9 protein-coding genes are annotated in these 12,387 nt (G+C 66.3%); 5 read left to right on the forward strand and 4 right to left on the reverse strand.

The genetic code is table 11. The features are described from left to right. Positions 1–23: 23 nt before the first annotated feature. A complete protein-coding gene (locus ABD225_RS15990; protein WP_344087754.1) occupies positions 24–3,719 on the reverse strand; it encodes a nitrate reductase subunit alpha in 3,696 nt (1,231 codons plus the stop codon). Continuing rightward, positions 3,716–4,513 (reverse strand): helix-turn-helix transcriptional regulator, encoded by a 798-nt coding sequence (locus tag ABD225_RS15995; protein ID WP_344087757.1) that lies wholly within the window; start codon positions 4,511–4,513, stop codon positions 3,716–3,718. Before ABD225_RS15995 ends, ABD225_RS15990 begins: the two co-directional genes overlap by 4 nt. 167 nt (positions 4,514–4,680) lie before the next feature. Between ABD225_RS15995 and ABD225_RS16000 the strand changes: the two genes are divergently transcribed. From ABD225_RS16000 to ABD225_RS16010, 3 genes are all read left to right on the forward strand, one after another. After that, positions 4,681–6,000 (forward strand): MFS transporter, encoded by a 1,320-nt coding sequence (locus tag ABD225_RS16000; protein WP_344087760.1) that lies wholly within the window; start codon positions 4,681–4,683, stop codon positions 5,998–6,000. 64 nt (positions 6,001–6,064) lie between these two features. After that, entirely contained in the window at positions 6,065–7,459 is a 1,395-nt protein-coding gene (locus ABD225_RS16005; protein WP_344087763.1) for an MFS transporter, read from the forward strand. A gap of 94 nt (positions 7,460–7,553) precedes the next feature. Continuing rightward, positions 7,554–8,660 (forward strand): alcohol dehydrogenase catalytic domain-containing protein, encoded by a 1,107-nt coding sequence (locus ABD225_RS16010; protein ID WP_344087822.1) that lies wholly within the window; start codon positions 7,554–7,556, stop codon positions 8,658–8,660. 103 nt (positions 8,661–8,763) lie between these two features. On the opposite strand, the gene ABD225_RS16015 is transcribed toward ABD225_RS16010, so the two are convergent. Both ABD225_RS16015 and ABD225_RS16020 read right to left on the reverse strand, forming a co-directional pair. Next, on the reverse strand, positions 8,764–9,204 hold the full coding sequence (locus ABD225_RS16015) for an acyl-CoA thioesterase (RefSeq protein WP_344087765.1): 441 nt from the start codon (positions 9,202–9,204) through the stop codon (positions 8,764–8,766). Beyond that, positions 9,201–10,013 (reverse strand): thioesterase family protein, encoded by an 813-nt coding sequence (locus ABD225_RS16020; RefSeq protein ID WP_344087767.1) that lies wholly within the window; start codon positions 10,011–10,013, stop codon positions 9,201–9,203. The genes ABD225_RS16015 and ABD225_RS16020 overlap by 4 nt, the downstream gene beginning before the upstream one ends. A gap of 119 nt (positions 10,014–10,132) precedes the next feature. Here ABD225_RS16020 and ABD225_RS16025 point away from each other — a divergent pair, with 119 nt between their 5' ends. Both ABD225_RS16025 and ABD225_RS16030 read left to right on the forward strand, forming a co-directional pair. Then, entirely contained in the window at positions 10,133–10,798 is a 666-nt protein-coding gene (locus tag ABD225_RS16025) for an enoyl-CoA hydratase-related protein (RefSeq protein ID WP_344087770.1), read from the forward strand. Positions 10,799–10,847: 49 nt separating this feature from the next. Then, positions 10,848–12,248, forward strand: a complete 1,401-nt coding sequence (locus ABD225_RS16030; protein WP_344087773.1) for a class II fumarate hydratase — start codon at positions 10,848–10,850, stop codon at positions 12,246–12,248. Positions 12,249–12,387: the final 139 nt, after the last annotated feature.

Raw genomic sequence — 12,387 nt, forward strand, 5'->3', positions numbered from 1 at the left:
AAAGAACTTCGTGGGGGGCCATGTCAGTACTCCACGTTCTGGTTGGTGCGGCGGCGGATCATCGTGACTTCGTCGCGGTTGTTGCCCGTCGGGCCGATGTAGTTGAAGAAGTAGGCGAATTGGGCATAGCCGCCGATGATGTGGCTGGGCTTGATCAGGATGCGGGTCAGCGAGTTATGGATGCCGCCGCGTCGGTTGTTGGTCTCGGTCAGGGGGACGTCGATGAGCCGGTCCTGCGCATGGTGCATATAGACCGTGCCTTCGGGCATCCGGTGGCTGACGATTGCTCGGGCCGCGACGACGCCATTGCGGTTGACCGCCTCGATCCAGTCGTTGTCTTTGATGCCGACCTTCGCCGCATCCCGATCAGACATCCAGATCGTCTGCCCGCCTCGAGACAGCGAGAGCATGAAGAGGTTGTCTTGGTACTCGCTGTGGATCGACCACTTGTTGTGCGGCGTCAGGTAGCGCACGGAGACACCGAGTTCGGTCTGCTCTCCGAGCGGGGTCTCGCCGAAGAGGGTCGTCATATTCAGGGGCGGCCGGAAGACCGGCAGCGTCTCGCCCATGCCCTGGATCCAGTCGTGGTCGAGATAGAACTGCTGTCGGCCCGTCAGGGTGTGGAAGGGCTTGGCGCGCTCGACATTGATCGTGAAGGGCGCATAGCGGCGACCGCCGGACTCCGAGCCCGACCACTCCGGGGAGGTGATGACCGGGATCGGCTGGATCTGGGTGTCGGCGAAGGTGATCTGTTTGCCTTCATGCTCGGCCGAGAGGTCGTGGAGCATTGTGCCCGTGCGCTTTTCGACATTCTTGAAGCCGAGGGTGGCGAGGTGCCCATTGGTGGTGCCGGACAGGTGCAGGATCGCGTCGGCGACGTGGATGTCGGTTTCCATCCGCGGCTGTCCGTCGCCGGCGCCGCCTCGCGCCACGCCATTGCGCTGACGCAGGATGTCCATCTCGCGCTGCACGGTGTAGGGCACGCCCTTGGTCACCATGCCGACCTTTTCCATGAGCGGGCCGATCGAAATCATCTTGTCGTAGATCGCGGTGTAGTCGCGTTCGGCGACGGCGAGGACCGGCATCGTCTTGCCTGGCACCGGCTCGCATTCGCCCGCCTTCCAGTCCAGCACGCGACCGTGGACCGTGGCGAGCGCCTCGGGAGTGTCATGCCACAGCGGCTTGGCGACGACATCCGAGCGGGTGCCGAGGTGGTCGACCGCGAGCTCGGAGAACTTCTTGGCGATCTCTTTCCAGGAGTCCCAGTCGGTCTTGGACTGCCACGGCGGCGCGATGGCCGGATTGAAGGAGTGCACGAAGGGGTGCATGTCGGTCGTCGAGAGATCGTGCTTTTCGTACCACGTCGCCGCCGGCAGCACGACATCGGAGAAGAGCGTCGAGCTGGTCATCCGGAAGTCGAGCGTGGTCAGCAGGTCGAGCTTGCCGTCGGGTATGTCGTCCGGCCACTCGATCCCGGCCGGCCGGTGCCCCTCGCTCGCCTGCGTCGCGTTGACGGCACCGTCCGTGCCGAGCAGGTGCTTGAGGAAATATTCATTGCCCTTGGCGCTGGAGCCGAGCAGGTTCGAGCGCCATAGCGACAGGATGCGTGGGTGGTTCTCCTCGGCCTCCGGGTCCTCGACGGCGAAGCGCAGGTCGCCCGACTTCAGTTGCGAGACAACATAGTCCGCGGGCGGCATACCTGCGGCTTTGGCCTCGTCGGCGAGTGTGAGGGACGAGCGGTTGAAGGTCGGATAGCTCGGCGCCCAGCCCAGCCGCGCGGACAGCGCGAGCAGATCCATGACGCCCTTGCCGGCGAAGACGCCGGTGCCCATGTCGAGATCGTCGGCGGTGAAGGTGTCGTAGCGGTACTGGCTGGTGTTGACATACCAGTACGCGGTTTGGTTCATATGCCGCGGCGGCCGGTGCCAGTCCAGCGCGAACGCCATGTGCTGGAAGCCCATGATCGGGCGGATCTTTTCCTGCCCGACATAGTGACCCCAACCGCCGCCATTGCGGCCTTGGCAGCCGGTGATCGAGGTCAGCACCAGCATGGCGCGATAGATCTGATCGGAGTGGAACCAGTGGTTGGTGCCGGCGCCCATGAGGATCATGCCGCGCCCGCCGGTGTCGATCGCGTTTTGCGCCCACTCGCGCGCCAGGCGGGTCACCTGGGCGGCGGGGACGGTCGTGATCGGCTCCTGCCACGCGGGCGTGTTGACCGCGCTCGCATCGTCATACCCGGTGCCCCACTGACCCGGAAGGCCTTCTCGCGCAACGCCATAGTGCGCAAACATCAAGTCAAGGACAGTTGTGACGAGTTGGTCGCCGACCCGCTTGACGGGCACACCGCGCGATTCGTAGACGACGCGACCGTCGAGGGAGTCGAAGCGCGGGAAGCTGACGAGGGCGACCTCGTCGTGGCGGCCGAGCAGGCTCAGCGCCGGCTCGATCTCGCCGAGTTCGAGGTTCCACTTGCCCCAGCCCTCCTCGCCATAGCGGAAGCCCACCGAGCCATTGGGGATGGCGATCTCGCCGGTCCGCTCGTCGAGGACAGCGGTCTTCCACATCGCGTTCTCGGAGTCCTTCTCCGGGATGTCGAGGTCGCCCGCCACGAGGTATTTGCCTTGCTGGTATGCCGATTCGCTGTCGGTTCCCTGCTCAAGGGTCACCAGCATCGGCAGGTCGGTGAACCGGCGGTTGTAGTCGACGAAGAAAGGGACCTGCTGGTCGGCGAAGAACTCCTTGAGGACGACATGGCCCATCGCCATCGCGAGCGCTCCGTCGGCGCCGGGATTGCAGGTCACCCACTCGTCGGCGAATTTCACATTCTCGGCATAGTCGGGGGCGACCGCGAGCACCTTCTGGCCGCGGTAGCGAGCCTCGGTCATCCAGTGGGCATCCGGCGTGCGAGTCAACGGGACATTGGAGCCCCACATGATGAGGTAGCCGGCGTCCCACCAGTCGCCGGACTCCGGGACATCGGTCTGGTCGCCGAACATCTGCGGCGAGGCGTTCGGCAGGTCGGCATACCAGTCGTAGAAGGAGAGCATCGGCGCGCCGATGAGTTCGTGGAAGCGGGCACCACTGGCATAGGACACCGGCGACATCGCCGGGATCGGGGAGAAGCCCGCGATCCGGTCTGGCCCCCACCGCTTGACGGTGTAGACGTGGGCGGCGGCGATGAGTTCGACGACCTCTTCCCAACTCGCGCGGACCAGCCCGCCCTTGCCGCGCGCGCTCTTATAACGCCGGGTCCGCTCGGGGTCCTGCATGATCGACGCCCACGCCACAACCGGGTCGCCGCCGACGGCGCGCTTGGCTTCGCGGTACATCTCCAGCAGCACGCCACGGACATACGGATAGCGAATCCTGGTGGGAGAGTATGTGTACCAGGAGAAGGAGGCGCCGCGGGGACAGCCGCGCGGTTCATACTCTGGCTTGTCGGCACCGGTGCTGGGATAGTCGGTCTGCTGGGCCTCCCAGGTGATGATCCCGTCCTTGACGTAGACCTTCCATGAGCAGGAGCCCGTGCAGTTGACGCCGTGCGTGGACCGCACAACCTTGTCGTGACTCCACCGGTCGCGATAGAAGCTGTCGCCCTGACGGCCCCCCTCGGCATACAAAGCGCGCTTGTCCTCGGACACTTTCGATCGCGTGAAGAAGCGACGAGTGCCGACGAGGGCGTCGGTCAGGGGGGAGTCCAAGCCGGCAGTGGTCATGGCGAATCTTCCTGATCAGTAACGGGATTGGGGGTCTTGGTGGATTCGAAGGGGGTCGTGCGCCGCACGTGCGCGATGCAGGTGGTCCCGTTGGCGAACGGGAGCAGCGTGACATCGGTGTCGGATTCGCCGAGCTGCTGCATCGTCCCGGCGATCAGCCCACGGTGTATGCCGCAGACAACCTCGGTGTTCTCCTGCGCCAGCTCGCGGAAAGGGCAGTGCGGCAAGTCGAGCCGGGCGGCGCGGCCCTGGTCGGAGGTCGACAGTTCTGCGGCATACCCCCAGCGTTCCAGAACATCGATCAGGCCGCCGACCTTGCCGAGCCATTCGCCCGCCGTCGTGGCGGGAGGTGAGTCCGTGGCCGCGATGTGGTTTTCCGCCCACACGAATCCGGCCTCGTCGGGAGTGACTATCCGCTGGTGGCGCCGGGTCGCGGTGAAGGTTTCGGCGAGCAGCCCGGTGAGCAGCCGGACGGCGCCGATATCGTCGGTCTCCTGCTCCTCTTCCGGGGGCAGGGCATAGACCTTGCGGGGCCGGCCGGCACCGGGATGTTTGTGCGACGAACTGATCAGCACCTGGGCCGATTCGAGTTGATCGAGATGGAAGCGTGCCGTCGTGACGTGCAGGTCGATGGCCTTGGCGATCTGTGCCGCGGTCAGGCCCTCAGAGCCCAAGGCCTCACCATCGACCTCGCCCGTGCCGCGTCCCTGGGCCTCTCGCACCAACTCCACGATCCGGCGACGCACGGGCGAGGACAGCAGGACGGTCGCGGCCTGACTGTTGCCCCTCGGCATGGGGGACCTCCATCTGCCTCGTCGCATCGTGCTAGGAATCCGTTTTATTCAACCATACGGATGCTCCCCAGGTCACTAAGGTCACCCTACCTGTGCAAACACCCAGGGAGAGCGTACCGTCTTCTCGGTTTGATAAAAATGATCCTTCTCCTCTAAAAGGAGCGAGCGTGTCTCGTCGCGAGTCGACCACAGGGGCAACCCGGGTCCTCATCATGTCCACGACGGCCTTCACCTTGATGTTCGCCGTCTGGCTGATGTTCGGCATCCTCGGTGTCCCCATCCAAAAGGAGCTGAAGCTCAGCGATCCGCAACTGGCCTGGCTGTCCGCGGTGGCGGTCCTCAACGGCTCCCTGTGGCGCCTGCCGGCCGGCATGCTGACCGATCGCATCGGTGGCCGCAAGGTGACGATCGCGATGCTGCTGCTCACGGCGATTCCCTGCTTCTTCCTCACCCAGGCGCAGGGGTATGGCGCCCTGCTCGTCCTCGCCTTCCTCGTCGGTTTCGCGGGCAACCTGTTCAGCGTCGGCGTCGCGTGGAACTCCGCGTGGACCCCGAAGGAGCGCCAAGGCTTCGCCCTCGGTGTCTTCGGCGCCGGCAATGTCGGGGCCTCGGTCACCAAGCTGCTGCTCGTCCTCTTCCCGGCGATCATCGCCGGGACCGCCGGGCACGTCTACTTCGGGGTCTTCGAGGGTGGCTGGCGGATCTTCCCCGCCATCTATGCCGTGGCCCTGATCGTCATGGCGATCGCGGTCTTCGTCGTCGTCCCGCGGCGCGACAAGGTCGCCGGCGCCGGCAAACCGATCGGCGAGATGCTCGCCCCGTTGAAGCAGGTTCGCGTCTGGCGATTCAGCCTCTATTACGCCGCAGTCTTCGGTGCCTATGTCGCCCTGTCCGCCTGGCTGCCGCATTACTACGTCGAGAACTTCGACATCGAACTACGCACCGCGGCGCTGCTCACGGCGACCTTCATCTTCCCCGCGTCGCTGCTGCGTCCCGTGGGCGGCTGGTTCTCCGACCGCTTCGGCGCCCGGCGCGTCATGTACTGGACCTTCGGGCTGATGATGCTCAGCACCGGCCTGTTGATGATGCCCAACGGGCACATCACGATCAGCCATGCCGATGGCACCGAGAGCCAGCACCTCGCCTACCACCTCGGGCTGCCCGCCTTCGTCATCCTGGTCTTCCTGCTCGGGTGCGCGATGGGCATCGGCAAGGCCGCGGTCTACAAGCACATCCCCGAATACTTCCCGGACAATGTCGGCTCCGTCGGCGGGCTCGTCGGGATGTTCGGCGGACTCGGCGGCTTCGTGCTGCCTCCCCTGTTCGCCTACACCAAGGAGTGGAGCGGCTTCCCGACGAGCACCTTCTTCGTGCTTTTCGTCCTCACCGTGATCTGCGCCTTGTGGATGCACTGGACCGTTGTCAGGATGCTGCACGAGAAGACTCCGGAACTGGCCCGGCACCTGGAGAGCCCAACAGCCTCGTGAGGCGCACGGCATACCCGGACCCCCCTGCACGGCATACACAATCCAACAAGAAAGAAGAAACCCGATGAGCACCGCACCAGCCCGCAGCGGCGGGGAATGGTTGCAGTCCTGGGATCCTGAGAATGAGGAGACCTGGGATTCCGGCCTGGCCTGGCGAACCCTGTGGATCACGACCTTCTGCCTAACCCTGGCCTTCATCGCCTGGTTCCTGCCCAGCGCGATCATCCCGAAGCTCAACGCCCTCGGCTACACGTGGACCAAGAGCCAGCTCTACTGGATGGCCGCCATGCCCGGCCTGGCTGCCGGTCTGTTCCGGCTGGTCTGGATGGTGCTGCCGCCGATCATGGGCACCCGCAAGATGGTCGCCCTGAGCACCCTGCTGCTGACCGCCTCGACCCTCGGCTGGGGCGTGCGAGTGCAGCAACCCACCGCCCCCTATTGGGAGTTGATGGTGCTGGCCTTCCTCGCCGGCATCGGGGGTGGCGTCTTCTCCGGCTTCATGCCCTCGACCTCCTTCTTCTTCCCACGGCGGATGCAGGGGACCGCGCTCGGTCTGCAGGCCGGCCTCGGCAACTTCGGTGTCTCGGTTGTTCAGTTGCTGACGCCCTATCTGATTGCGATGTCCGGCCTGGCGATCTTCGGCGGCTCGCAGATCCTCAAGACCCCCGGCAAGCCGGACAAGGAAGTCTTCTTCCAGAACGCCTCCTTCATCTGGATTCCGCTGATGATCATCGGCGGTCTGCTCGCGTGGACGATGCTGAAGTCGGTGCCGATCAAGGCCAACATCCGCCAGCAGTTCGACATCTTCGGCAACCAGGACACCTGGTGGATGACGCTGATCTACATCATGACCTTCGGCACCTTCTCCGGCCTGGCCGCGCAATTCGGCCTGCTGATGTCGAACCTCTATGGCGCCGGCAACGACAAGGTCGTCTCCGGCGCCGGTGCTGCGGCCAAGGTCCTCATCGAGGGGTATGCCGTGCCCGACCCCGTGAAGTACGTCTTCCTCGGCCCACTCATCGGTGCCGGTGCGCGCGTGGTCTTCTCCCCGCTCACCGACCGGATGGGCGGCGCCAAGTGGTCGCTCGTCTCCGGCATCGGCCTGATCGCTTCGATCGTCTACACGATCCCGGCCCTGACCCCGGACTACTCTTCCGCCGCCGCGCTCAAGGGTGACTTCAGCCAGTTCCTCTGGGGCATGCTCGCGATCTTCCTCTTCTCCGGCATCGGCAATGCCTCGACCTTCAAGCAGATGCCGATGATCTTCGAGAAGCGGCAGGCCGGTGGCGTCATCGGCTGGACCGCGGCGATCGCGGCCTTCGGACCGTTCTTCTTCGGTGTCGGCGTCAACCTGCTCGGCCCGACGGTCTTCTATTGGATCGGCGTCCTCTGGGCGATCATGTGCACCGCCATCGTGTGGATGCGGTATGCCCGACCGGGAGCCCCCAAGCCCAGCTGACCCAACTCAGCACAAACTCGATGTGGGCAACGACGATGTCGTTGCCCACATTGGGTTTCGAGGGTTCCGACAGGATGAACCCATGTCCGGTGCGATCTCGATCCGTGGTGCCGTCCTCGAGGAGATCGGGCGCCCCCGGCCGTATGCCGAGTCCCGCCCCCTCGTCGTCGCGGACCTGCTCCTCGACTCGCCCGGGGATGGCGAGTTGCTGGTTCGAGTGGAGGCGGCAGGCGTCTGTCATGCGGATCTGTCCGTGGTGGACGGCAACCGGGTCCGCCCGGTGCCGATGCTGTTGGGGCACGAGGCATCGGGGATTGTCGAAGCCGTGGGCGCCGACTGTGCCGGCGTCGCGGTGGGGGATCGGGTCGTGATGACTTTCCTGCCGCGGTGCGGCGAGTGCCCGGGGTGCCACACGGGTGGGGTGGTTCCCTGTGCCCCGGGGACGGCGGCCAATGCTTCGGGTGCCTTGCTCGGCGGTGGCAGCCGGTTGCGCCGGGATGGGGCGCCCGTGCTGCATCACCTCGGAGTCTCCGCCTTCGCCACCCATGCTGTCGTCGATCGTCGCTCGGTGGTCGTGGTGGCGCCGGACGTCCCGGCCGATGTGGCCTGCCTGCTTGGCTGCGCCGTGCTGACCGGGGGCGGGGCGGTATTGAATGCGGCCCGTCCGGCTCCTGGCGACACCGTGATCGTTGTTGGGCTCGGTGGGGTGGGTATGGCGGCGTTGATGACGGCGATCGGCTTGGGCGGACTGCGCGTGGTGGGTGTGGACACGCTGCCGGCCAAGCTCGGGCTCGCGTCCGATCTCGGCGCTGATGCGGCGCTCACGCCGGAAGAGGTTGCGGCGCAACAGCTTCGCGGTGCCGTCGTCATTGAGGCTGCGGGGCACCCGCGCGCCTTCGAAGCCGCCGTGCGGGCCACGGCTCCAGGCGGGCGGACCGTGACGGTGGGACTGCCGGGGCCGACCGCCCTCGCGGAAATCTCCCCGCTGGACCTCGTGGCGCAGGGCCGGACGATCATCGGCAGCTATCTCGGATCGGCGGTTCCCGAGCGCGACATTCCGATCCTGCTTCAGATGTGGCGGGCCGGCCGGCTGCCGGTTGAATCGCTGGTCTCGGCCACCATCACACTGGATGAAATCAACGAGGCGATGGATGCGCTCGCGGACGGGCGCGCCCTGCGCCAGTTGATCGCCTTCAGTTAGAGACACCCCACGAAGTTCTACGTTCGTTCCTCACGTCGATACTTCGCGAGGACCCCGCCCGGAAGTTTCGCAACAAGGCCTAGGCCGGCCGTCACGTCCGGGCTCAGGCGGGCTCGCAGATACCTTCCAGGACCGCCCGGATCGCGGGCGGGATGGCGACGGTCGCGCGGGAGGCGGGATCGACATACACATGCACCCACCGGCCCTCCGCAGCGAGGACCGCCTCGTCGCCGACGCTGCGGAACATCGCGAGCTGATACGTGACGCTCTTGGTGCCGAGTCGCTCGATCCGCAGCCCGACGAGGACCTCATCCGGGAAGCCAACCTCCGCGAGGAAGCGACAGGATGACTCGGCGACGACGCCGCGAGCTTCGTGCTCCAGGGGTGAAATGCCGGTGGCCTCGGCGAGCCAGCCATTGATGACGCTGTCGAAGATGCCGTAATAGACGGCATTGTTGAGGTGGCCGAACATATCGTTGTCGGCCCACCGGGTGGCGACGGGACGGACGATCGGGTAGTCGGCGAGCGCTGGCTCGGTGCTCACGCGAAGATCGAGATCGTCTGCCGCGAGATGGCCACCGGGTCGCCCGCGCGCGTGAAAACCGTTGCGTGCGTATGCGCGTAGCCGTCGTGGGCTGCGTCGGTTGCCACCTCATACCACCAGAACTGATCGGCCGCTCCCGTTGGCTCGGCGAGTATTTCAACCGTCCACGAGAGGGTGCTCATCGCGGCGGGCGCCTTCAGGAGGGAGCCCGTCGCGGGGGGCCAGCCGTCGACGAGGCACAGGAAGTGCGGAAGCGTCATCGCGGCGGGGGCGGTCCGATAGCGCATGAAGCCGGTGATATCGCCGGAGTCGGCGCCTGAGAAGGACATGCCACCGGTCACCGGGGTGAGTTCGATCTGCGCGAGGAAGTCCGGCGTCAGCCCGGGCAGGTGCGGCACCGCGAACCGGCCTTCGGTTTCGGGCACGGTGGCCCGGGGTGCCGCGACCTCGACGGAGGACTCGCGCGGGGCGCCATATGACGAGAGCTGCAGCGCCCGGACGGTCTCCTGGCCCGTCTTGGGATCGGTCTGCCACAGGCGGACCTCGGTCTGCGTCGCAGAGCTGCCCTGGCGAAGCAGGAGAGTCTCCAGGCGCGCTGGCCCGGCGTTTGCGGGGGCGACGAAAGAGGTGGTCACGGCGCGCAGGGTGGCCGGGGCGAGATCCCACTCGCCGAGGCTGCGGGCCTGCAGCAGACCCCCGATCGTGCCGCCGAAGGTGGCGCGGCCTTGGCCCCAGCCCGGGGGGATCTCGACCTCCGCGGAGTCCTTGGCGGCGTCGAAGAGCAGGTCCATCGGGTGCGCGCTTGTCACGGACAGAGCCTAGGCCGTAATGCGAAAGTCGTGGGGTGTCCTCATTGGCGCGGGGAGAGTGACGCGGACCATGCGGCGAACCTCGGGGCTCTGGGGTTGGTCGATGACATGATCGCGGGATGCCGCAATTGCACCGTGACGGACCGGTTTGGATCATCGACTTCGGCGCCGACGAGAACCGATTTTCGCCCGATTGGCTGGACTCGCTGGACGCACTTCTCGACGATCTCGTCGCCTCCGCCGAGCCGGCCGCGCTGGTGACGACGGCCACCGGGAAGTTCTTCTCCAATGGTCTGGACCTGGAATGGGTTGCGGCGCAACCGGATCAGTTCTTGCCCTATGTGCACCGCGTGGAGCGCCTGCTGGCGCGGCTGCTCACCCTGCCGGTGCCGACGGTCACGGCCATCAACGGGCACGCCTTCGGCGGCGGGGCGCTGGTGGCGCTCTGCCATGACTACCGCCTGATGCGCGCCGACCGGGGCTTCTTCTGCCTGCCCGAGGTCGACATCCGCATCCCGTTCAGTGCGGGGATGAGTGCCCTGGTGCAGAGCAAGCTGACGCCGCGTGCCCAGGTCGACATGATGACGACGGGGCGGCGGTATGGCGGGCAGGATGCCGTGGCGGCGGGCATCGTCGATGCTGTTCACGGCGAGGAGGAGTTGCTGCCGGCTGCCGTGGCGCTCGCCACGAGCCTGGCAGGCAAAGACCGGATGACGCTCGGGACGATCAAGGAGCGGATGTTCGCGCACGTCACAGCACCCCTTCTCAAGGGCGCCGCTGGCTAGCCTGGCACGAGGCGCCCCCGGGAGGACCGGTGGCGGAAAGGCCAGGACCATGACGGCATACGAACCCTCCCACCGGATCGAGCACGACTCGCTCGGGGAGATCGAGGTGCCCGCCGAAGCGCTCTGGGGTGCGCAGACCCAACGAGCGCTCGCGAACTTCCCGATCTCGGGGACAGGTGTTCCCGCGCCGGTGATTCATGCGCTAGCGCTGATCAAAGGGATTGCTGCGCAAGTCAATTCGGATCTCGGCTCGTTGAGCGAGGAGCAGGCGGCGGCCATCGAGTCGGCGGCCCGATCGGTGGCTGCGGGGCGCCACGACGACGCCTTCCTGATCGACGTCTTCCAGACGGGCTCGGGGACCAGCACGAATATGAATGTCAACGAGGTCATCGCGCACCTCGCTGCCGCGGGCGGCGTGCGCGTGCACCCCAACGACCACGTCAACGCTGGGCAGTCCTCCAATGACACCTTCCCCTCCGCGATCCACATCGCCGCCGCGATCGCGGTGCGCCGGGAACTGCTGCCAGCGCTGGCGGAGCTCGAAAAGGCGCTGGGAGAGAAGGCGGTCGAGTTTGCGGAGTTCGTCAAGGCCGGGCGCACGCACCTTATGGATGCCACGCCGGTCACGCTGGGCCAGGAGTTCGGAGGGTATGCCGCGACGCTCGCCATCGCCCAGGAGCGGCTGACTAGCGTGCTGCCGCGCGTCCAGGAATTGCCCGTCGGCGGCACGGCCGTGGGGACGGGGATCAACGCGCCCGCCGGCTACGCGGCGGCGGTGATCGCGGGGCTCTCGCGGGAAACCGGGATTGCGTTCACGGAAGCGCGCAACCACTTTGAGGCGCAGGGCACGCGGGACTCCCTTGTGGAGCTGAGCGGGGTGTTGCGCACCATCGCCGTCGGGCTGACGAAGATCTGCAATGACCTGCGGTGGATGTCCTCTGGGCCGACGGCTGGGCTGGCCGAGATTCACCTCCCGGATCTACAGCCCGGGTCGAGCATCATGCCGGGCAAGGTGAATCCCGTTGTGCCCGAGGCGACTTTGCAAGTGTGCGCTCAGGTCGTGGGCAATGATGCGGCCATTGCGTGGTCCGGAGCGGCGGGCAATTTCGAGCTCAATGTCATGCTGCCGGTGATCGCGCGCAATCTCCTGGAGTCCATCGGTCTGCTCGCTGCGGCCGTGCGGCTGCTCGCGACGCGCTGCATACCCGGGATCGCGGCGGACGCGGACCGCTTGCGCCGGTATGCCGCCTCCTCACCCTCGATCGTGACGCCGCTCAATGGTCTGATCGGCTACGAAGCAGCCGCGCAGATTGCGAAACACGCTCTCGCGCAAGGCCTGACGATCCGTGAGGCGGTTCACGACCTCGGTTTTGTCGCCGATGGCCGGCTCACGCAGGAACAACTCGACGAAGCGCTCGACCTGATGTCGATGACCCGCCCGACGTCGTGAGCGAGCAACGCGGGCCGTCCTCGGCGAAGGGAAACCCGCTGAGTGGCGCACGGCATATATCACCGTCGTCACATTGGGGACCCGCGCTCGGACCGCCCCGATAGGTTGCAGGCTGCTGGAAGACCGAACCTGAACGTAG

It is taken from the genome of Nostocoides veronense (assembly GCF_039531185.1).
Lineage (GTDB): Bacteria > Actinomycetota > Actinomycetes > Actinomycetales > Dermatophilaceae > Nostocoides_A > Nostocoides_A veronense.

Coding starts and splice junctions, on each gene's coding strand:
- ABD225_RS15990 (WP_344087754.1), bottom strand. CDS start 3,719: ATGACCACTGCCGGCTTGGACTCCCCCCTGACCGACGCCCTCGTCGGC.
- ABD225_RS15995 (WP_344087757.1), bottom strand. CDS start 4,513: ATGCCGAGGGGCAACAGTCAGGCCGCGACCGTCCTGCTGTCCTCGCCC.
- ABD225_RS16005 (WP_344087763.1), top strand. CDS start 6,065: ATGAGCACCGCACCAGCCCGCAGCGGCGGGGAATGGTTGCAGTCCTGG.
- ABD225_RS16025 (WP_344087770.1), top strand. CDS start 10,133: ATGCCGCAATTGCACCGTGACGGACCGGTTTGGATCATCGACTTCGGC.
- ABD225_RS16030 (WP_344087773.1), top strand. CDS start 10,848: ATGACGGCATACGAACCCTCCCACCGGATCGAGCACGACTCGCTCGGG.